Source organism: Trinickia fusca (assembly GCF_003628145.1).
In the GTDB taxonomy this organism is placed as follows: domain Bacteria; phylum Pseudomonadota; class Gammaproteobacteria; order Burkholderiales; family Burkholderiaceae; genus Trinickia; species Trinickia fusca.
On record NZ_RBZV01000003.1, the window covers coordinates 258,747 to 279,425 of the forward strand.

The 20,679-nt window shown below is 64.3% G+C and carries 22 protein-coding genes and 1 tRNA gene; 18 read left to right on the forward strand and 5 right to left on the reverse strand.

What is annotated here, in order from left to right:
• Positions 1-60: 60 nt before the first annotated feature.
• Together D7S89_RS10415 and D7S89_RS10420 are read right to left on the reverse strand one after the other, a co-directional pair.
• A complete protein-coding gene (locus D7S89_RS10415) occupies positions 61-627 on the reverse strand; it encodes an adenine phosphoribosyltransferase (RefSeq protein ID WP_121277590.1) in 567 nt (188 codons plus the stop codon).
• 97 nt (positions 628-724) lie between these two features.
• Positions 725-2,728, reverse strand: a complete 2,004-nt coding sequence (locus tag D7S89_RS10420) for a monovalent cation:proton antiporter family protein (protein WP_121277911.1) — start codon at positions 2,726-2,728, stop codon at positions 725-727.
• Between the two features lie 138 nt (positions 2,729-2,866).
• Between D7S89_RS10420 and kdsD the strand changes: the two genes are divergently transcribed.
• The 11 genes from kdsD (at position 2,867) to D7S89_RS10475 (ending at position 12,209) form a co-directional block, all read left to right on the forward strand.
• Entirely contained in the window at positions 2,867-3,850 is a 984-nt protein-coding gene (gene kdsD, locus D7S89_RS10425; RefSeq protein WP_121277591.1) for an arabinose 5-phosphate isomerase KdsD, read from the forward strand.
• Positions 3,850-4,401, forward strand: coding sequence for a KdsC family phosphatase (locus D7S89_RS10430; protein ID WP_121277592.1), 552 nt, complete (start codon positions 3,850-3,852; stop codon positions 4,399-4,401). The genes kdsD and D7S89_RS10430 overlap by 1 nt, the downstream gene beginning before the upstream one ends.
• A complete protein-coding gene (gene lptC / locus D7S89_RS10435) occupies positions 4,398-4,997 on the forward strand; it encodes an LPS export ABC transporter periplasmic protein LptC (protein ID WP_121277912.1) in 600 nt (199 codons plus the stop codon). Before D7S89_RS10430 ends, lptC begins: the two co-directional genes overlap by 4 nt.
• 29 nt (positions 4,998-5,026) lie before the next feature.
• Complete coding sequence (lptA, locus tag D7S89_RS10440) at positions 5,027-5,680, forward strand: lipopolysaccharide transport periplasmic protein LptA (protein ID WP_121277593.1); 654 nt, start codon at positions 5,027-5,029, stop codon at positions 5,678-5,680.
• Positions 5,681-5,733: 53 nt separating this feature from the next.
• Entirely contained in the window at positions 5,734-6,483 is a 750-nt protein-coding gene (gene lptB / locus D7S89_RS10445) for an LPS export ABC transporter ATP-binding protein (protein WP_121277913.1), read from the forward strand.
• Between the two features lie 167 nt (positions 6,484-6,650).
• Positions 6,651-8,156, forward strand: coding sequence for an RNA polymerase factor sigma-54 (locus D7S89_RS10450; RefSeq protein WP_121277594.1), 1,506 nt, complete (start codon positions 6,651-6,653; stop codon positions 8,154-8,156).
• 172 nt (positions 8,157-8,328) lie between these two features.
• On the forward strand, positions 8,329-8,691 hold the full coding sequence (gene hpf / locus D7S89_RS10455; RefSeq protein ID WP_121277595.1) for a ribosome hibernation-promoting factor, HPF/YfiA family: 363 nt from the start codon (positions 8,329-8,331) through the stop codon (positions 8,689-8,691).
• 300 nt (positions 8,692-8,991) lie between these two features.
• On the forward strand, positions 8,992-9,447 hold the full coding sequence (gene ptsN / locus D7S89_RS10460; RefSeq protein ID WP_121277596.1) for a PTS IIA-like nitrogen regulatory protein PtsN: 456 nt from the start codon (positions 8,992-8,994) through the stop codon (positions 9,445-9,447).
• Between the two features lie 113 nt (positions 9,448-9,560).
• Positions 9,561-10,529 carry an HPr(Ser) kinase/phosphatase gene (gene hprK / locus D7S89_RS10465; RefSeq protein WP_121277597.1) on the forward strand — a complete coding sequence of 323 codons (969 nt, stop codon included), beginning with the start codon at positions 9,561-9,563 and terminating at the stop codon, positions 10,527-10,529.
• Positions 10,530-10,621: 92 nt separating this feature from the next.
• The gene (gene rapZ, locus D7S89_RS10470; RefSeq protein ID WP_121277598.1) at positions 10,622-11,530 is read left to right on the forward strand and encodes an RNase adapter RapZ; all 909 of its coding nucleotides are present in this window, start codon (positions 10,622-10,624) and stop codon (positions 11,528-11,530) included.
• A 43-nt stretch (positions 11,531-11,573) separates the two neighbouring features.
• Positions 11,574-12,209, forward strand: coding sequence for an LON peptidase substrate-binding domain-containing protein (locus tag D7S89_RS10475; RefSeq protein WP_121277599.1), 636 nt, complete (start codon positions 11,574-11,576; stop codon positions 12,207-12,209).
• A 15-nt stretch (positions 12,210-12,224) separates the two neighbouring features.
• Here the strand turns inward: D7S89_RS10475 and mutY are convergent, their stop codons facing one another.
• The gene (gene mutY, locus D7S89_RS10480; RefSeq protein WP_121277600.1) at positions 12,225-13,331 is read right to left on the reverse strand and encodes an A/G-specific adenine glycosylase; all 1,107 of its coding nucleotides are present in this window, start codon (positions 13,329-13,331) and stop codon (positions 12,225-12,227) included.
• 21 nt (positions 13,332-13,352) lie between these two features.
• Positions 13,353-14,180, reverse strand: coding sequence for a bifunctional DNA-formamidopyrimidine glycosylase/DNA-(apurinic or apyrimidinic site) lyase (gene mutM, locus D7S89_RS10485; protein WP_121277601.1), 828 nt, complete (start codon positions 14,178-14,180; stop codon positions 13,353-13,355).
• 97 nt (positions 14,181-14,277) lie between these two features.
• Between mutM and D7S89_RS10490 the strand changes: the two genes are divergently transcribed.
• From D7S89_RS10490 to pth, 7 genes are all read left to right on the forward strand, one after another.
• A complete protein-coding gene (locus D7S89_RS10490; RefSeq protein ID WP_121277602.1) occupies positions 14,278-16,113 on the forward strand; it encodes a tetratricopeptide repeat protein in 1,836 nt (611 codons plus the stop codon).
• Entirely contained in the window at positions 16,113-16,739 is a 627-nt protein-coding gene (gene lolB, locus D7S89_RS10495) for a lipoprotein insertase outer membrane protein LolB (RefSeq protein ID WP_121277603.1), read from the forward strand. Before D7S89_RS10490 ends, lolB begins: the two co-directional genes overlap by 1 nt.
• Before the next feature lie 29 nt (positions 16,740-16,768).
• The gene (ispE, locus tag D7S89_RS10500; RefSeq protein ID WP_121277604.1) at positions 16,769-17,650 is read left to right on the forward strand and encodes a 4-(cytidine 5'-diphospho)-2-C-methyl-D-erythritol kinase; all 882 of its coding nucleotides are present in this window, start codon (positions 16,769-16,771) and stop codon (positions 17,648-17,650) included.
• A 53-nt stretch (positions 17,651-17,703) separates the two neighbouring features.
• Positions 17,704-17,780: transfer RNA gene (locus D7S89_RS10505), tRNA-Gln, on the forward strand.
• Positions 17,781-17,819: 39 nt separating this feature from the next.
• The gene (locus D7S89_RS10510) at positions 17,820-18,776 is read left to right on the forward strand and encodes a ribose-phosphate pyrophosphokinase (RefSeq protein WP_121277914.1); all 957 of its coding nucleotides are present in this window, start codon (positions 17,820-17,822) and stop codon (positions 18,774-18,776) included.
• A 177-nt stretch (positions 18,777-18,953) separates the two neighbouring features.
• Positions 18,954-19,562 carry a 50S ribosomal protein L25/general stress protein Ctc gene (locus D7S89_RS10515; protein WP_121277605.1) on the forward strand — a complete coding sequence of 203 codons (609 nt, stop codon included), beginning with the start codon at positions 18,954-18,956 and terminating at the stop codon, positions 19,560-19,562.
• Positions 19,563-19,672: 110 nt separating this feature from the next.
• Entirely contained in the window at positions 19,673-20,275 is a 603-nt protein-coding gene (pth, locus tag D7S89_RS10520; RefSeq protein ID WP_121277606.1) for an aminoacyl-tRNA hydrolase, read from the forward strand.
• Between the two features lie 47 nt (positions 20,276-20,322).
• Here the strand turns inward: pth and D7S89_RS10525 are convergent, their stop codons facing one another.
• Positions 20,323-20,607: a YfhL family 4Fe-4S dicluster ferredoxin gene (locus D7S89_RS10525; RefSeq protein ID WP_121277607.1), complete on the reverse strand. Its 285-nt coding sequence runs from the start codon at positions 20,605-20,607 to the stop codon at positions 20,323-20,325.
• Positions 20,608-20,679 lie beyond the last annotated feature (72 nt).

A 20,679-nucleotide genomic window follows, 5' to 3' on the forward strand; every position in this document is an offset into this window, starting at 1 on the left:
CGCCGCCGCCCTGGCCGCGGCGCGAATGTGCGCGCGGCGCAAAGCGCTCACGCGCCGTAATCAATGACCGGGGAAGTCGGTGATCGTATAGAGCGGCAGGCCGCTTTCACGCAGCAGCTTCGAGCCGCCGAGATCCGGCAGGTCGACGATCGCCGCGCCTTCGACGACGACGGCGCCGAGCCGCTCGAGCAGCTTTTTACCGGCCATCATCGTGCCGCCCGTCGCAATCAGATCGTCGACGATGACGACGCGCTCGCCGGGCTGACACGCATCCTCGTGAATCTCGACGGTAGCCGTGCCGTACTCGAGCGAATACGATTCGGACACCGTCCGATACGGCAGCTTGCCGATCTTGCGGATCGGAATGAAGCCGAGGTTCAGCTCGTAGGCGACGATCGGCGCGATGATGAAGCCGCGCGCGTCGAGCCCGGCGACGTAGTCGAGCTTGGCTTCGACATAGCGTTCGATGAACAGGTCGATGAGCACGCGCAACGTCTTGGGCCGCTGCAGCAGCGGTGTAATGTCGCGAAACTGGACGCCGGGCATCGGCCAGTCGGGAATCGTACGGATCTGGCTCTTGATGAACGCGGGGGCATCGTGCGGCGCATCCGCGGGCGCATTGGACATGAAAACTCTCCGAAGGGGCAGCGGCCTCGCTCCGCGCTCGCGCGGCGGGCCAAATCGATCAATCAATGATGGTGGACGACGCCGTCGCGCCGGCCACTCAGGCGGCGGACATGCCGGCACGCCGGCTGCGCAGCAGACGCTCTTCCGCCACGGCCAGCGCCTCGGGCAAGCCGCGCAGCACGACGATGTCGGCCGCGCGCAGCTTGGTCTCGGGCACCGGCTGCATGCCGCGAATGCCGTGCCGCCGGATCGCCGTGACCTCGACGCCCAGCGTCGTGAGGCCCAGCTCTTCGAGCGTACGTCCGACCGCTTCGGCGTTGTCGTCGACCGGCACCGATTGTAGCCGCACCTGCTCGTGCCCGTCGTCGTCGCTGAGATCGTCGGACCCGCGGAAGTATCCGCGCAACAAACTGTAGCGCGCATCGCGCATCTCCTCGACACGCCGCACGACGCGCCGCATCGGCACCCCCATCAGCACGAGGGTGTGCGACGCGAGCATGAGGCTGCCCTCGACGATCTCCGGGATCACCTCGGTGGCCCCGGCCGCGAGCAGCTTCTCGAGATCGGCATCGTCGACCGTCCGCACGATCACGGGCAACGCCGGCTCGAGTTCGTGCACGTTGTGCAGCACGCGCAGCGCCGACGGCGTGTTCGCATACGTGATCGCGACGGCTCGCGCGCGATGGAGGCCGGCCGCCACGAGCGATTCGCGCCGCGCCGCATCGCCGAACACGACCGATTCGCCGGCCGCCGCGGCAGCGCTCACGCGATCGGGGTCGAGGTCGAGCGCGACGTACGAGAGCCCTTCGTGCTCGAGCATGCGAGCCAGGTTCTGCCCCGCGCGGCCATAACCGCAGATGATCACGTGCGCACTCTGACGCAGGCTCTGCGTCGCAATACGCGTCATTTGCAGGGACTGCAGCATCCACTCGGTCGACGACAAGCGCAGCACGATGCGGTCGGCATTCTGGATCAACAACGGCGCCGCGAGCATCGACAGCAACATCGAGGCGAGAATCGCCTGCAGCAATGTGGCATCGACGAGATGCTTGTCGAGAATCAGATTGAGCAGCACGAAGCCGAACTCGCCGGCCTGCGCCAGGCCAAGCCCGGTACGCATCGCCACGCCGGGCGTCGCCCCGAACCCGCGCGCGAGGCCCGTGATCATGACGATCTTGAGCAGCACGGGCCCGAGCAGGAACGTGAGCACGAGCAGCGGATGCGCAATCAGCACGCGCGGATCGAGCAGCATGCCCGTCGTGACGAAGAACAGCCCGAGCAGCACATCGCGAAACGGCTTGATGTCCTCTTCCACCTGATGGCGATACGGCGTCTCGGCGATCAGCATGCCGGCAATGAAGGCACCGAGCGCGAGCGAGAGCCCGAACCGGTCGGTGATGAAGGCGGCGCCGAGCGTCACGAGCAGCAGGTTCAGCACGAACAGCTCTTGCGAGCGCCGCCGCGCGACGACGTTGAACCAGCGCGTCATGAAGCGCTGCCCGACGAACAGCAGCAGCGTCAGCGCAACGACGATCTTCAGCGACGCCACGCCGAGCGTCATCGGCAGATCGTCCGTATTGCCGCCGAGCGCGGCGATCACGATCAACAGCGGCACCACCGCCAGGTCTTGAAACAGCAGCACACCGAAAATGTTGCGGCCATGTTCCGTTTCGATCTCGAGCCGCTCGGCCAGCATCTTGCTCACGATCGCGGTCGAGGACATCGCGAGCGCGCCGCCGAGCGCGACGCATCCTTGCCAGCTCACGTGCGCCCAGCGCTGCAGGACGAACCCGACGAGGACGGCGCTCGCCACCGTGCCGATCACCTGCAGCAGCCCGAGCCCGAACACGAGCGTCTTCATGGCACGCAGCTTCGCGAGCGAAAACTCGAGGCCGATCGAGAACATCAGGAACACGACGCCGAATTCGGCGAGATTCTGGGCGCGCTCGGTGTTGGGCGCGATGCCTAGCGCATGCGGGCCGACGATGATGCCGACGGTCAGATAGCCGAGCATCGGCGGCATATTCAGAAAGCGAAACAGCACGACGCCTGCCACTGACGCGAGCAGCAGAAAGAGCGTCATCTCGAGCGGAGATATCACGTGCGAAGCGTCCTCGTTCGTCAGCGGGATGCGCCGCCCAGGCAGGTCGCGCATCGTGGGCAAGAAGGGCCGGAAACCGGCCGTGCGGCTGGAGGGCAGCCGGGCGCGGCGAACAACGCCTTTGGTATACTTCCGGGCATGATAGCGAAAATCAATGGTGACCGGGCGTTGGCGCTCGCCCGGGATGTGCTCGATATCGAAGCCGACGCAGTGCGCGGCCTTCGCGACCAGATCGACGGTAGCTTCGTGAGCGCCGTCGATTTCCTTTTAAGTTGCCGCGGCCGCGTCGTCGTGTCGGGCATCGGCAAATCGGGCCACGTGGCGCGCAAGCTCGCAGCCACGCTGGCCAGCACCGGCACGCCCGCGTTCTTCGTGCACCCGGCCGAAGCGAGCCACGGCGACCTCGGCATGGTCACAGCTGACGATGTGTTCGTCGCGCTGTCCAATTCGGGCGAATCGGAAGAGCTCGTCGCGATCCTGCCGATCGTGAAGCGGCTCGGCACGAAGCTGATCGCGATGACGGGGCGCCCCGAATCGACGCTCGCCAAGCTGGCCGACGTGCACCTGAATTCCAGCGTCGCGAAGGAAGCCTGCCCGCTCAATCTCGCGCCGACGGCCAGCACGACGGCCGCGCTCGCGCTCGGCGATGCGCTCGCCGTGGCGGTGCTCGATGCGCGCGGCTTCGGCGCAGACGATTTCGCACGCTCGCACCCGGGCGGCGCGCTGGGCCGGCGTCTGCTGACCTACGTGCGCGACGTGATGCGCACGGGCGAGCAACTGCCGAAGGTGCCGTCGAGCGCCACCGTGCGCGACGCACTGTTCCAGCTGACGGCCAAGCGCATGGGCATGACGGCGATCGTCGGGTTTGACGATCGCGTCGAAGGCATCTTCACCGACGGCGACTTGCGCCGCGTGCTCGAACGCACGGGCGACTTCCGCGATCTGCCGATCGCTGACGTGATGACGCGCGCGCCGCGCACGATCGCCCCCGATCATTTGGCCGTCGAGGCCGTCGAACTGATGGAGCGCTACCGCATCAATCAGATGCTCGTCATCGACGAGGCCGGCAAATTGATCGGAGCCCTGAACATGCACGACCTGTTCTCGAAGAAGGTGATCTGATGGCTGCCGCTCCCTTGACCGCCTCCGAACGCGCGAGCCGCGTGAAGCTGATGATCTTCGATGTCGACGGCGTATTGACCGACGGCAGCCTGCTGTTCACGGCCGAAGGCGACCGCATGAAGTCGTTCAATTCCTTGGACGGCCACGGTTTGAAGCTGCTGCGCGAAGCCGGTGTCGAGACCGCGCTGATCACGGGCCGCCGTTCGGGCATCGTCGAGGCGCGCGCACAGGAATTGCGGATTCCTCACATTTATCAGGGTGTCGCGAACAAGGTCGACGCGCTGGCCACTCTGCTCACCGCGACGGGCCTTGCGGCCGACGCGTGCGGCTACATGGGCGACGACTGGCCTGATCTGGCCGTGATGATGCGCTGCGGGTTCGCCGCGGCACCGGCCAACGCGCACCCCGAAGTCATCGCGCGGGCGCATTGGGTGTCGGAAGCGCGCGGCGGACAGGGCGCCGTCCGCGAAGTCTGCGATGCGGTGCTGCGCGCCCAGCACCGCTATGAGGCCCTGCTTGCGGCCGCATGCAGCGGAGCGCACGGCACATGAACGCTTCCCGCGTCGCTTCGTTGCTCTCGCTGCTCGCGATGGCAGCCCTCGCCGGCGTCACCTACTGGCTGCTGCAGGCCACGCGGCCGCCCGACGACCGCGACCTCGAGCGTCCGAAGACGCATACGCCCGATTATTTCTCCGACAACTTGTCCGTCTCCGAGCTCGACAACTCGGGCATGACGCAGTACCGTCTGACGGCGAGCAAGCTCGTGCATTACGAGGACGACGAAAACAGCGACCTCACGCATCCGGCCATCCGCGCATTCCAGCCCGGCAAGCCGATCGTCACGGCCACGGGCGAGCGCGGCAAGGTCAACGCCGACGCCTCGATCGTCGACTTGTACGACAATGCACGCATTCTGCGGGCGCCGGGCTACGGCGACCCTGAAATGCAAGCCGACTCGTCGCACTTTCGCGTGCTCGTCAACGACGACGTCATCCTGACCGAAAAGCCGGTTAAACTGCGGCGCGGCCTGTCGGTGATGACGGCAAGCGCCATGAACTACAACAACGTCACCCGGGTCATCCAGCTGTTCGGCAATGTGCGCGGCGCGATCGCGACATCCGACACTGGCGGCAGCTCGCAAAAGTAACCCGGGCCATCCATTCGTAGCGTGACTGCATGAACGTATCGTTCCTTTCCTTCGGGCCCAAGCACATGCGCGCCTGTCTGACGACTGCGCTGTTGGCCGGCGTGGCCGCGCTCGTCGCGCCGCTCGCGCATGCCGAGCGCGCCGACCGCGACAAACCGCTGAACGTCGAAGCGGACAACATGACGTACGATGACCTGAAGCAGGTCAACGTGTTCACAGGGCATGTCGTGGCGACGAAGGGCACGATCGTCATCAAGGCCGATCACGTCGAAGTGCGGCAGGATCCGCAAGGCTACCAATATGCGACCGGCACGATGGACAATCACGGCCTCGCCTACTTCCGCCAGAAGCGCGATGGCATCGACGAATACATCGAAGGCAACGCCGAGCGGATCGACTACGACGGCAAGCAGGACCTGACGACGCTGACGACGAACTCGACGGTGCGCCGCCTGCAAGGCCTCTCGACGTTGATGGATCAAGTGCACGGCAGCGTCATCACCTACGATGGCGAGAAAGACTTCTATACGGCGCGAGCCGGCAAGGATGTTGCAGGGCCCGGCAATCCCGGCGGCCGCGTGCGCGCCATGCTGGCCCCGCGCAGCGGCGGACCCGCCCCGCTGAGCGGCGGCCCGGCGACGCTCGCACCCGCCCCCCAGATCGAAGGAACGGTTCAGCCGTGAATACCCTGTCCAGCACCGCGCCGGCCGACGAGGCCGACGTCAATCGCAAGAGCGTGCAAACCGCCAGCTCGCTCGTCGTACGCAACCTCAAGAAGCGCTATGGCTCGCGCACGGTCGTCAAGGACGTCTCGCTCGACGTGAAGAGCGGCGAGGTCGTGGGTCTGCTCGGCCCCAACGGGGCAGGCAAGACCACTTCGTTCTACATGATCGTCGGCCTGGTGCCGCTCGATGCGGGCGAGATCGTGCTCGACGGCAAGTCGATCAGCCTGCTGCCGATCCACCGGCGCGCGTCGCTTGGCCTGTCGTATCTGCCGCAGGAAGCCTCGGTGTTTCGCAAGCTGACGGTGGAAGAAAACATTCGTGCCGTGCTCGAACTGCAACACGACGAAGACGGCAAGCGCTTGTCGAAATCGGCTATCGAAGCGCGCACCGAGGCGCTGCTCGACGAGCTTCAGATCGGACATTTGCGCGAAAACCCGGCGCTCTCGCTGTCGGGCGGCGAACGCCGACGCGTGGAAATCGCGCGCGCACTCGCAACGAATCCGAGCTTCATCCTGCTCGACGAGCCGTTTGCCGGTGTAGACCCGATCGCCGTGCTCGAAATTCAGAAGATCGTCAAATTCCTCAAGCAGCGCAACATCGGCGTACTGATCACCGATCACAACGTGCGTGAAACGCTCGGCATCTGCGATCACGCCTACATCATCAGCGACGGCAGCGTGCTGGCGGCCGGTGCGCCGAGCGAAATCATCGAGAACGAAAGCGTGCGCCGCGTCTATCTCGGCGAGCATTTCCGCATGTGACGCACGGCGCGTCTAAACGCCTGATCAGCAATTTTTACGCAATTCGCGCGCAGTTCGCGCGCACTTTCCCTATTCTCCCGGCCCTCCTCGGCCGCCTAACGAAACCTCACGGCTCTCCACGAGGTTTCGCCTACGTGGCAAAGTCTCTACAATGAAAGACACTTGCCATGAAAGCCAGCCTCCAACTCCGCCTATCGCAGCACCTTGCGCTGACACCGCAACTACAGCAGTCGATCCGGCTGCTGCAGTTGTCTACGCTCGAACTTCAGCAGGAAGTCGCGATGGCCGTCTCGCAAAATCCGCTGCTCGAAAGCGAAGACGAATGGATCGCGAGCCCGCTGCGCGTGGCGGCCGACGGCTCGGTCATCGCACAAACGCCGAGCCCCACCGTGCCCGAGCCCATGAGCGGCGCGCCGAGCGCGCAATCGTCCGAGCGCACGGATAGTAGCGACAATTCAGGCAGCGACGAATACAACGGTATCAGCAGCGCAGACAGCGGCGATGCCTCGCAGTGGAATCTCGACGATTACGGCCGCTCGTCGGGCGCGTCGGACGATGACGATCTGCCACCGCTGCAAATCCACGAATCCACCACGACACTGCGCGACCATCTGGCGGCCCAGTTGCGCGTGACGCAGGCAAGCCCGCGCGATCGCGCACTGATCACGTTCCTGATCGAATCGCTCGACGACGACGGCTATCTCACTGCGTCACTCGACGAAGTGCTCGCCGACCTGCCCGAAGAACTCGAAGTCGACCTCGACGAACTCAACGCGGCGCTTGCGCTGCTGCACAGCTTCGATCCGGCGGGCGTCGGCGCGCGTTCGGCTGCGGAGTGCCTGCGGCTGCAATTGGTGCGGCTCGACGATTCGCCCACGCGCAAGCTCGCGCTCGAAATCGTCGCGCATCATCTCGAGTTGCTCGCGGCGCGCGACTTCACGCGTCTGCGCAAACAGCTAAAGGCCAGCGACGACGCGCTACGCGATGCACATGCGCTGATCCGCTCGCTCGAACCGTTCCCGGGCGCGGCCTACGGCAAGGCGGAAGCGGACTATGTCGTGCCCGACATCATCGTCAGGAAAACGGCGCAGGGATGGCACGCCGAACTGAATCCCGAGGTGGTGCCGCGCCTGCGGATCAACCATCTGTACGCGAACATCCTGCGCAACAACCGCGGCGATCCGGGCAGCGGCTCCTTGCGTCAGCAATTGCAGGAGGCGCGCTGGCTCATCAAGAACATTCAGCAGCGCTTCGAGACGATCCTGCGTGTCGCGCAGGCGATTGTCGAGCGTCAAAAGAACTTCTTCGCTCACGGCGAAATCGCCATGCGCCCCTTGGTTTTGCGAGAAATTGCTGATACGCTGGGCTTGCACGAATCGACGGTTTCGCGCGTGACGACCGGCAAGTACATGCTCACTCCGTATGGAACGCTTGAATTCAAGTACTTCTTTGGTTCGCACGTGTCGACCGATACGGGTGGCGCGGCCTCGTCAACGGCTATTCGCGCGCTCATCAAGCAACTGATAGGAGCAGAAGACTCAAAGACGCCTCTTTCAGACAGCCGCATAGCCGAACTGCTGGCGGAACAAGGATTCGTGGTCGCACGCCGGACAGTCGCGAAGTACCGCGAAGCCCTCAAGATCCCCGCAGTGAATTTGCGTAAGTCTTTGTAGCTCACCGCATTTTTGCGGGGAGCATTTTCCGGCCGCGACGCTGTTCACGCTATGGCCGGCCGATACGACCCGCCGCTCGTCAGTCACGCGGGGTGATTGATCCGAGCGGGCCGCTCCCGACCGGCATAGCCGCACCGAATGGTGTCAGGCGGCCATTCGTTTGGAGAGCACTATGAATCTGAAGATCAGTGGACACCATCTCGAAGTCACGCCAGCGTTGCGAGAATACGTGATCACCAAGCTCGACAAAGTGCTAAGACACTTCGACCAGGTGATCGACGGCAATGTGGTCCTCTCGGTCGACAATCAGAAGGAAAAGGATAAGCGTCAAAAGGTTGAAATCAATCTTCACCTAAAGGGCAAAGACATCTTCATCGAAAGTGCCAACGGCGACCTCTACGCCGCGATCGACCTCATGGTCGACCGTCTCGATCGACAAGTAGTGCGCCACAAGAGCCGCATTCAAGAACATCAGCACGAGGCGATCAAACATCACGAGGTCCCGCTGGGCGAACTGCCGCAGCAAGAAGCTTGAGACGACCGGCGCGCTTCGCGCCGTCACCCCGCAAAACCGCCCGGCCATCCGGGCGGTTTTTTATGAGACGTCGCAGTGCAAACGCCTTGCTTGCGTACACAACGACACACAACAATCCGTATTTGCACATTGGCGCGGCGCACCATCATGCTTGGCCTGTTCTATAATGTGCCGGTTATTGAAGGGGCAGCCGGCCGAACGCCAGACGGCCCGGATTCACCGATCCGGCGAGCACGGCCGAGAATGGACAACCAGCCAGTTGCCACGGGGAGCGCCCAGGCGACGCGTTAGCCTGCCAACATGAATCGTTTAGCCAAATTCCTTCCTCTCGAGAACGTCGTAGTCGGCCTTTCCGTCACCAGCAAGAAGCGCGTGTTCGAGCAAGCAGGCCTGATTTTCGAAAATCAGAACGGAATCGCCCGTAGCACAGTCACTGACAACCTGTTCGCGCGCGAACGTCTCGGCTCGACCGGGCTCGGCGAAGGCGTCGCGATTCCGCACGGCCGGATCAAAGGGCTCAAGCAGCCGCTGGCCGCATTCGTGCGCCTCGATCAGCCAATTGCGTTCGAATCGCCGGACGGCAAGCCCGTCTCGCTGCTGATCTTCCTGCTGGTGCCGGAACAGGCAACCCAGCAGCACCTCGAAATTCTTTCGGAGATCGCGCAATTGCTGTCCGATCGCGACGCGCGCGAACGTCTCCACACCGAACCGAGCCGCGAAGAGTTGCATCAATTGCTGACCCAGTGGCACGCTTGAGACTGCCGCGTCTTGCCATGTGAGGCGCCCGGCGCCGCGCGCATGCCGAACGCGGCCCGGTGACGCGCGCGTCTTGCGCGCGCGAGGCACGGTCAACCAGGAGCCACGGATTCATGGATACGTCCAGCATCAACGCCCAAAGCATCTTCGACGACAACGCCGCCGCGCTCAAGCTGAGCTGGCTGACGGGGCATGAAGGCTGGGAACGCGGGTTTTCGGCCGAAACGGTCGCCAATGCCACGTCGAGCGCCGACCTCGTCGGCCACCTGAACCTCATTCACCCGAACCGGATCCAGGTGCTCGGCGACGCCGAAGTCAACTACTACCAGCGTCAGACCGACGGAGACCGCTCGCGCCACATGGCCGAGCTGATCGCGCTCGAGCCGCCGTTTCTCGTCGTCGCGGGCGGCGTCGCGGCGCCGCCCGAGCTCGTGCTGCGCTGTACGCGCTCGTCGACGCCGCTGTTCACGACGCCGATGTCGGCAGCCAGCGTCATCGACAATCTGCGGCTCTACATGTCGCGCATCCTCGCGCCGCGCGCGACGCTGCACGGCGTGTTCCTCGACATCCTCGGCATGGGCGTGCTGCTGACCGGCGACTCCGGTCTCGGCAAGAGCGAGCTCGGCCTCGAGCTCATCAGCCGCGGGCACGGACTCGTTGCCGACGATGCCGTCGATTTCGTGCGACTTGGCCCCGATTTCGTCGAAGGACGCTGCCCGCCACTGCTGCAAAACCTGCTCGAAGTGCGCGGCCTGGGCCTGCTCGACATCAAGACGATCTTCGGTGAGACGGCCGTGCGCCGCAAGATGAAGCTCAAGCTCATCGTGCAACTGGTGCGCCGCCCTGACGGCGAGTTCCAGCGGCTGCCGCTCGAGAGCCAGACCGTCGACGTGCTGGGCCTGCCGATCAGCAAGGTGACGATCCAAGTGGCGGCGGGCCGCAACCTGGCCGTGCTCGTCGAAGCCGCCGTGCGCAACACGATCCTGCAGTTGCGCGGCATCGACACGCTGCGCGACTTCATGGACCGCCAGCGGCTCGCGATGCAGGATCCCGATAGCCAATTGCCGGGCAAGCTGATGTAACGTATGCGGTGGCGCGTCGCGCACCGCGCGCTTCTCTGGCGCGAACGGCGCCTGAGGCCAAGTGCTATGATGAAACGAACGGGTCTTTCTCCATGCGCATTGTTCTGATCACCGGCATTTCCGGCTCCGGCAAGTCTGTTGCGTTGAACGCGCTCGCCGACGCAGGCTACTACTGCGTCGACAATCTGCCGCCGCGGTTTCTGCCTGCGCTCGCCCAATATCTGTCGCGCGGCGAAGAGGGTCACGAACGCCTCGCGGTCGCCATCGACGCGCGCTCGAGCGCCTCGCTCGACGAAATGCCCAGCATCATCCACGACCTGACGAGCGAACATAACGTCCGCGTGCTGTTCCTCAACGCGAGCACGCAATCGCTGATCCAGCGCTTTTCCGAAACGCGCCGCCGCCATCCACTGTCGGGCTCGCCGGTGCACGATGCCGATGTGGGCCTGCTCGCGTCGCTTGAAGAAGCGATCGAGCGCGAGCGCGAACTCGTCGCCCCGCTGGCCGAGTTCGGTCACCAGATCGACACGAGCAACCTGCGCGCAAACGTGCTGCGCGCCTGGGTGCGTCGCTTCATCGAAGAAGAGCGCGAAGGGCTGATGCTGATGTTCGAATCGTTCGGCTTCAAACGCGGCCTGCCGCTCGACGCCGACTTCGTATTCGACGTGCGCGCGTTGCCGAATCCGTACTACGACCATCGCCTGCGTCCGCTGACCGGGCGCGACCTGCCCGTCATCGAATTTCTCGATGCGTTGCCGGTCGTGCATGAAATGATCGACGACATTTATTCGTTCGTGCTGAAGTGGCTGCCGCGGTTCCGCGACGACAACCGCAGCTACCTGACGGTTGCGATCGGATGCACGGGCGGGCAGCACCGCTCGGTCTTCATCGCCGAGACGCTTGCCGCGCGTCTCGCGCGCGAAGCGACAGTTATCGTGCGGCACCGGGACGCGCCGATCGAAATCGACGATTCCTCACGACTGGTAGCGTCAGTGGCTTAATCCCGCCGCACATGCATGCGCGGCACATTTCAAGCGTTGCGCCATGTCCTCTACCCCTGCCGTCTACGCCGATCTGCCGCTCTTCCCACTGCACGCGGTGCTGTTCCCCGATGGCCTGTTGCCCCTGAAGATCTTCGAAGCGCGCTACCTCGACATGGCGCGCGCCTGTCTGCGCGAGAACACGCCGTTCGGCGTGTGTCTGCTCAAGAGCGGCGCGGAAGTCGCACAGCCTGACGAGCCGGCCGTGCCGGAAAGCGTGGGCTGCCTGGCGCAGATCGAGGAATGCGACGTCGACGCCTACGGCATGCTGCGCGTCTGCGCCCGCGGCACGCGGCGATTCAGGCTGCTGTCGCACCGTACGGAGCCGGGCGGCCTGCTCGTCGGCATGGCCGAGCCCGTGCCCGACGACATCCCGCTCGAAGGCACCGACGCGCTCGCCAAATTCGGGGCGTGCGCCGAAGTACTCGAACGCATCATCGAAACGATTCGCGAGCGCGATGCGGCGAGCCTGCCGTTCGCCGAGCCGTTTCGCTTCGACGATCCGACGTGGGTGTCGAACCGTCTGTCCGAGGTGCTGCAGATTCCGCTACGCACACGGCAAAAGCTGATGGAGCTGGCCGATGCGGGCGTGCGCATCGACGCCGTGCATCACTACATGCAGCAGCATCAGTTGCTTTGACGTCGCGAGCACGCGCTACAGCAACGAACCCTTGAGCGCGTCGAGCAACTTGCGCACCGGCGCGGGCACCCCGTACGCCTCGATCTCGCCAAGCGGCACCCAGGCCGTCTCTTCATCGCGCGCATCGCAGGCTGCCACCGCACCGCCCCCGAATTCGACGACGCGCGGCTCGATGTCGAGCTTGAAGTGCGTGAACGTATGAGTGAGCGGTGCGAGCCGCTCGGGCTCGGCCGTCGCCCCCCATTGTCTGGCGCGCGTCGCGAGCGCCGCTTCGTCGGCGGCTTCGGGCAAGCTCCAGAGTCCGCCCCAGATGCCCGATGGCGGTCGACGCTCGAGCAGCACCGATGCGCCGTCGCGCAATACGAGCATCCACGTGCGACGCGTCGGCACCGCCTTCTTCGGGCGCGCACCCGGCAACTCGCGTTGCCGGCCCGTTGCGTGGGCGACGCAATCGCCGGCAAACGGGCAACGCGCGCATTCGGGCTTGCCCCGCACGCAGAGCGTGGCGCCCAGATCCATGAGACCTTGCGTGTAGGCACTGACGTCCGCGTCGGTGGCCTCGGTCGGCAACAGCGTTTCGGCGAGCACCCACATCGCGTTCTCGACGCGCTTTTCGCCGGGAAATCCTTCGATGCCGAATACGCGCGCGAGCACGCGCTTGACGTTGCCATCGAGAATCGTCGCGCGCGCACCGAATGCGAACGAGGCGATCGCCGCCGCCGTCGACCGGCCGATACCGGGCAGTTCGGCCAGCTCGTCGGCCGATGCCGGAAATGCACCGCCGTGCTGCTCGACGACAGCCTGCGCGCAACGATGCAGATTGCGCGCGCGCGAGTAGTAGCCGAGTCCGGCCCACAACGCCATCACATCGTCGATCGGTGCTGCGGCGAGCGCGCCGACATCGGGAAAACGCGCGAGAAACTTCGCGTAATAGGGAATGACGGTCGAGACTTGCGTTTGCTGCAGCATGATCTCGGACAGCCAGATGCGGTAGGGATCGCGCGTGTTCTGCCAGGGCAGATCATGGCGGCCGTGCTGACGCTGCCAGGCGATGAGCCGCTCGGCGAACGCGGCCTGCAGCGGCGAGCCGGGCGTACCCGGCGAAGTCGAAAGAGCGGACATGAAAGGGGATAAGCGAAACGATCAGCGCTGACAGTGCGCGCAGAAATAGGTCGAGCGCTGGCCTTGCACGATTTGCCGGATCGGCGTGCCGCACACGCGGCACGGCGCGCCCGCGCGATCGTAGACGAAGCACTCGAGTTGGAAATAGCCGCTCGAGCCGTCACTGCCGACGAAATCGCGCAGCGTGCTGCCACCGCGCTCGATCGCGGCCGCCAGCGTCGCGCGCACGGCTTGCGCAAGTCGTTCGCAGCGGGGCAGAGACAGGCGCCCCGCCGCGGTCGTCGGCCGGATGCCGGCGCGAAAGAGGCTCTCGGATGCATAGATGTTGCCGACGCCGACGACGATATTGCCCGCCAGCAGCGCCTGCTTGATCGACACCTTGCGCCCGCGCGTGCGCCGATAGATGAGCTCGCCCGAAAATTCGTCGCCGAACGGCTCGACGCCCAGCCCGGCAAGCAGCGGATGCGCATGGATGTCGCCGGCCTCGCGCGGATGCCACAGCACCGCCCCGAACCGGCGCGGATCGCGGTAGCGCAGAACGAATTCGTCGAAGATCCAGTCGATGTGATCGTGCTTGGCCGGCGCCGTGAGCTCGGCCTGGCGCATCACGCGCAACGTCCCGGTCATGCCCAGATGCACGATGAACCACCCGGCCGCCACCTCGAACAGCAGATATTTGCCGCGCCGCTCGACGGCCAGCACCTCCTGCCGTGCGAGCGTGCGCGCGAGGTCGGCCGGCACGGGCCAGCGCAGCGCCGGCGTGCGCACGTCGACGCGCTCGACGCGGCGCCCGCGCACATACGGCTCGATACCGCGCCGGGTAACTTCAACTTCTGGCAGCTCAGGCATGTCTAACGGTTCAAAATGGGTGTGTAACTTGCGTGGTCGAATCTGCGTGTATTGTAGCGAGCGCGTTACAATCGACCGAAACCTCGAACGGATTTCCATGATTTTGTCCTTGAAGCAGCTCTCGAAGCGCCCGGGCGACGCACGCGCCGCAAGGCGCATGGCACCGATCGGCCGTATCGCCGCCGCCGCGCTTTGCGTGTGGACGCTTGCCGCCTTTCCTGCCCACGCGCAGGACCCCTCCTCGTCAGACGACAACTCGAGCGCCAACGATCTGTTTGCGCCCACGTTGCCGCAAGAGCAAAAGGACCTGCCGAATGTCCCGCTGACGAGTCAGATCGTCTTCCAGGTGCTCGCGGCCGAAGTCGCGCTTCAGCGCGATCAGCCCGCGCCGGCGTATCAGACCTACCTCGCACTCGCGCGCGACACGCGTGATCCGCGTATGGCGCAGCGCGCCGCCGAGATCGCGATTGCGGCGCAGAGCCCGTCCGATGCGCTGACGGCCGCGCAACTGTGGCAGCAATACGCCCCCGATTCCGAGCGCGCCGCGCAGCTCGATGCCTCGCTGCTCGTGCTGTCCGGCAAGCCTGAAGAAGCCGAGCCGCTGCTTGCGCGCGAACTCGCGAAGGTGCCGACGGAGAACCGCGGCGCCTCGCTGCTCTCGTTGCAAGTGCTGCTCTCGCGCGGCCCGAACCACGCAGGCGGCCTGCATGTGCTGCAAGATCTGCTCAAGAACGATCTCGATCGCCCCGAGGCACTGCTTGCGCTCGGCCGTCAGCAATTGCTCGTCGACGATCATGCCGGCGCGAAGACCTCGCTCGAGCGCGCGCTGAAGATCAAGCCCGACTACTTGCCGGCCGCGCTCGCGCTCGCGCAGATGGGGCCGACCGAGCGGGACGAAGGCATTGCCTCGTTCGAGTCGTACGTGAAGCAGAACCCGAAGTCGCGCGATGCGCGACTCGCGCTGGCGCAGCTGTATCTGTCGAGCGATCGGCTCGACGATGCGCAAAGGCAGTTCGAGGCGATGCGCGCGATGGACGCGCACGACCCGATGCCGCTGATGGCGCTCGGTCTGCTTAAGGTCCAGGAAAAGCAGTACGACGCCGCGCAGAAGTATCTGACGCAATACGCCGACCTCACCGAAAAGACGCCCGGTGCCGATGCGGGCCAGGCCTACATCTATCTCGCGCAGCTGGCGCTCGAGCAGAAGAACGACGCGCAAGCGGCGAAGTGGCTCGATCGCGTAACGCCGTCGAGCGCGCAGTACGTGGCTGCGCGCGTGACCCGCGCCCAGTTGCTCGCCAAGGACGGCAAGACCGACGACGCGCGCAATCTGCTGTCGGGCCTGGACACGTCGGACCCGCGCGAACAGGCGCTGATCGCACGCACCGATGCGGCGATCCTGTTCGACGCGCAGCGCTACCCCGAGGCCGAAAAGCGTCTCGCGCAAGCGGCGCAGTCGTTCGGGAACGATCCCGAGATCCTCTACGACTACGCGATGGCCGCCGAGAAGAACGGCCACTACGACGTGATGGAGGACAAGCTGCGCGAGCTCATCAAGCAGCAACCCGACAACCCGCAGGCCTACAACGCGCTCGGCTATTCGCTCGCCGATCGCAATCAGCATCTCGACGAAGCGGAGAAGCTGATCGAGAAGGCTTCGTCGCTCGCACCGAACGACGCGTTCATCATGGACAGCCTGGGCTGGGTCAAGTATCGGCAAGGCAACACGAGCGACGCGGCGAAGCTGCTGCGGCGCGCGTACGATCTGCAACCGAACGCGGAAATCGGCGCGCATCTCGGTGAAGTGCTGTGGAAGAGCGGGGATCAGGCGCATGCGCTCGCCGCGTGGCGCGACGCGCACAAGCTCGAGCCGCATAACGACACGCTCGTGAAAACGCTCAAGCGCTTCCAAGTCAACGGCAACGATCTCTGATGCACATTCTGTCTTTGCCCGCTGTGCGCCGCGTGCGCACAGCGTCTCTGGCGGCGGCGCTGCTGGCCGCCACACTCGCAGGCTGTTCGTCGGTACCGACGCACGGGCCGTCCACCTCGAATGCCGCCACGGCACTCGCCACGCAGACCAGCCGCGCCTATCACGGCCGCTTCGCGGTGCGCTACGTGGACCAGAACGGCCAGACACGCAACGCGTACGGCAACTTCGATTGGCAGGAGCAAGGCGACACCGTCACGCTGCAGCTGCTCAATCCGCTCGGCCAGACGCTCGCGATCGTCACGTCTTCACCGTCCGCCGCCACGCTCGAGCTGCCTAACCGCCAGCCGGTCACGGCCGACAACGTGAGTTCGCTGATGCAAAGCACGCTCGGGTTCGCGCTGCCCGTCGAAGGGCTGCGTTACTGGTTGAAGCCGTCGCCGGCGCCGACCTCGCACGCGAAAACGATCGTCGACCCACAGCAGGACACACAGCTGAAAGAAATCGATCAGGATGGCTGGACGATTCAATACCTGGCCTACGCGGATGCGCCGGGCACGGGCGTCAAACGCGTGAACCTCACGCGATACCAGCCGCCGCTCGACATCAAGCTCGTCCTGGATCGCTAGGCGCGCGCTGCGTCACTGTCACTTCAAGCATGATCGAAACACACGACTCCCTGCGCGCGTGCCCAGCACCCGCGAAACTCAATCTGTTCCTGCACATCACGGGCCGCCGGTCCGACGGCTATCACATGTTGCAGTCGGTCTTCCAATTGCTCGATTGGGGCGACACGCTGCACTTCGCGCTGCGCGAGGACGGCCAGATCCGCCGCAAGACCGACGTCCCGGGCGTGGCTGAGCAAAGCGACCTCGTCGTACGCGCCGCGTCGCTGTTGAAGGCGCACACGGGCACGAAGTGCGGGGTCGACATCGAGATCGACAAACGCCTGCCGATGGGCGCGGGCCTGGGCGGCGGCAGCTCCGACGCGGCGACGACGCTGCTTGCGCTGAACCGGCTCTGGAAGCTCGGTTTGCCGCGCGAAACGTTGCAGGCGCTGGGCTTGCAGCTCGGCGCCGACGTCCCTTTCTTCATTTTTGGGAAAAATGCGTTCGCACAGGGTGTCGGAGAAGCGCTGGAGGCTGTACAATTGCCGCCGCGCTGCTTTTTGGTGGTGACACCAGAAGCTCACGTCCCGACGGTCGAGATTTTTTCCGATAAGTTGTTGACAAGAGATTCAAAGCCCGTCACAATTACGGACTTTCTTGCACAACAAAGCTGCGACGCAAGATGGCCTGAAAGTTTTGGCCGGAATGACATGCAGCCCGTTGTCGTGGGAAAATACGCGGAAGTTGCGCAGGTGCTGAAGTGGTTTGAAAACATCGCACCCGCGCGGATGACCGGATCGGGATCAAGCGTTTTTGCAGCGTTCTCGACCATCGGTGAAGCGGAAGCGGCGCAAGCCAAACTGCCTGCCGGCTGGAAGAGCGCAGTAGCGCCGAGTCTGGATACGCATCCACTCTTCGCTTTCGCGGCATAGGTTTCGCCTCATCGGGAATGTCCCGCACGCCCGATGAAGCTCAAAGTTAGTGTAGGGGAGTCGCCAAGTTGGTTAAGGCACCGGATTTTGATTCCGGCATTCGAGGGTTCGAGTCCTTCCTCCCCTGCCAAAAATTCCCGCAGTCCCCGCCTCCCGCAGCAGGTGCATGATGAGCAGCCATGACGGCCTGATGGTGTTTACTGGCAACGCTAATCCGGCGCTTGCTCAGGAAGTCGTCAAGATCCTCGGTATCCCCCTCGGTAAAGCAATGGTCAGCCGTTTCTCCGACGGCGAGATCCAGGTCGAGATTCAGGAAAACGTGCGCGGCAAGGACGTCTTCGTCCTCCAGTCCACGTGCGCGCCGACCAACGACAACCTGATGGAACTCATGATCATGGTCGATGCGCTCAAACGAGCGTCGGCCGGCCGGATCACTGCAGCCATCCCCTACTTCGGTTATGCCCGTCAAGATCGTCGTCCGCGCTCGGCGCGTGTGGCAATCTCGGCGAAGGTCGTGGCCAACATGCTGGAAATCGCCGGTGTCGAGCGGATCATCACGATGGATCTGCACGCCGACCAGATTCAAGGCTTCTTCGATATCCCCGTCGACAACATCTACGCGACGCCCGTGCTGCTCGGCGATCTGCGCAAGCAGAACTACGAGAACCTGCTCGTCGTGTCTCCCGATGTCGGCGGTGTCGTGCGTGCGCGTGCCCTCGCCAAGCAGCTCAACTGCGATCTGGCGATCATCGACAAGCGCCGTCCGAAGGCGAACGTCGCTGAAGTGATGAACATCATCGGTGAAGTCGAAGGCCGCACCTGCGTGATCATGGACGACATGGTCGATACGGCCGGCACGCTGTGCAAGGCTGCGCAAGTGTTGAAGGAACGTGGCGCCAAGCAAGTCGTCGCCTACGCGACGCACCCGGTTCTCTCGGGTGGCGCGGGCGAGCGCGTTGCCGGTTCGGCGCTCGACGAACTCGTCGTGACCGACACGATTCCGCTCAACGACGAAGCGCGCTCGTGCGCGAAGGTTCGTTCGCTGTCGTGCGCGGGCCTGCTTGCCGAGACGTTCTCGCGCATTCGCCGCGGCGACTCGGTGATGTCGCTGTTCGCGGAAAGCTGAGCCAAGCATCAAGATTGACGGAAGGCGCTGCACATTGCGGCGCCTTTCGCTTGTAGGGCGCGTTTTTCACGAAACGCGCCGTTTTGTTAGGAGCCTACGAACGCTGCGTCAGCATTGATGCAACGAAACAAGGCTCCGTTTTACTGCCTGGTCGCGGGCAGTCCATGGAGATTGAATATGAAAGTAGTCGCTTTCGAGCGTAGCCTGCAAGGTACGGGTGCGAGCCGCCGCCTGCGCATTGCCGGCAAGACCCCGGCTATCGTGTACGGCGCTGGTGCTGAACCCCAAATGATCGAACTCGATCACAACGCGCTGTGGCACGCCCTGAAGAAGGAAGTGTTCCACTCGTCGATCCTCGACCTCGAGATCGGCGGCAAGTCGCAGCCGGTGCTCCTGCGCGACGTGCAATACCACCCGTTCCGTCAGCTCGTGCTGCACGTGGACTTCCAGCGCGTCGACCCGAAGAAGAAGCTGCACACGAAGATTCCCGTGCACTTCATGAACCAGGAAACGAATCCGGCTGTGAAGCTGCACAGCGCAGTGATCTCGCACGTCGTGACCGAAGTCGAGATCGAGTGCCTGCCGGCTGACCTGCCCGAATTCGTCGAGCTCGACCTCGCGAAGATCGAAGCCGGTCAATCGCTGCACGCCAAGGACATCACGCTGCCCAAGGGCGTGTCGCTCGTGGCGCACGTCGAGAGCGAAAACCCGGTCATCGCATCGGCAACGGTGCCGGCTGGCGCAGTGTCGAGCGAAGCCGCTGAAGGCGAAACGCCCGCAGCATAAGGATTTCCTAGCGATATCCTCTCGATCCGTTTCGTTGAAGACGGACGACGTAACCCGCCGAGCAACTGCCCGGCGGGTTTTTTTTCGGCTTTTCGGCTCTTGGAAGAACCATGATCAAGCTGATCGTCGGGCTCGGTAATCCGGGCGCCGAGTACACCGCGACACGTCATAACGCAGGCTTTTGGCTCGTCGACCAGCTCGCGCGCGAAGCCGGCGCACAGCTTCGCGACGAGCGGCGCTTCCATGGCTTTTATGCCAAGGCTCGCCTGCATGGCGAGGAAGTGCATCTGCTCGAGCCGCAGACGTACATGAACCGCTCAGGCCAGTCGGTCGTCGCACTCGCCCATTTCTTCAAGATCCTGCCTGATCAGATTCTCGTCGCGCATGACGAGCTCGATCTGCCCCCCGGCGCCGTCAAGCTCAAGCTCGGCGGCGGCAGCGGCGGTCACAATGGGCTCAAGGACATTTCGGCGCACCTGTCGTCGCAGCAGTATTGGCGGCTGCGCATCGGCATCGGTCATCCCCGCGACCTGATTCCCGAATCGGCGCGTGCGGGTGCCAAGCCCGACGTCGCGAACTTCGTGCTGAAGCCGCCGCGCAAAGAGGAGCAGGATGTCATCGACGCGGCCATCGAGCGCTCGCTCGTCGTCATGCCGCATGTGGTCAAGGGGGAACTCGAGCGCGCGATGATGCTGTTGCATCGGAACGCGTGAGGAAGCGGCTCAGGACAGGCTCGGCCGACGGCGGCTGAGCCCGGACCTTAACTGTTGTCGCCGGCGCGCTGCGCGGCTGCCGCTTTCGCGGCCTGTAGCGCGTGATACTTGGCGAGCAGCCCTTCCGGCGTCTCGAGATGCTGCGGGTCGCGTGGAATGCATTCGACCGGACACACCTGCTGGCACTGCGGCTCATCGAAATGGCCGACACACTCGGTGCATTTGGCCGGATCGATCACGTAGATCTCCGGGCCCATCGAAATTGCGTCGTTCGGGCACTCTGGCTCGCAGACGTCGCAATTGATGCACTCGTCGGTAATCATCAAGGCCATGGTTGCAAATATAACAATAATAAAAACAATAACTTAGCGCTTCCAAGCCTTCCGACGACGCTCAACTCGCCT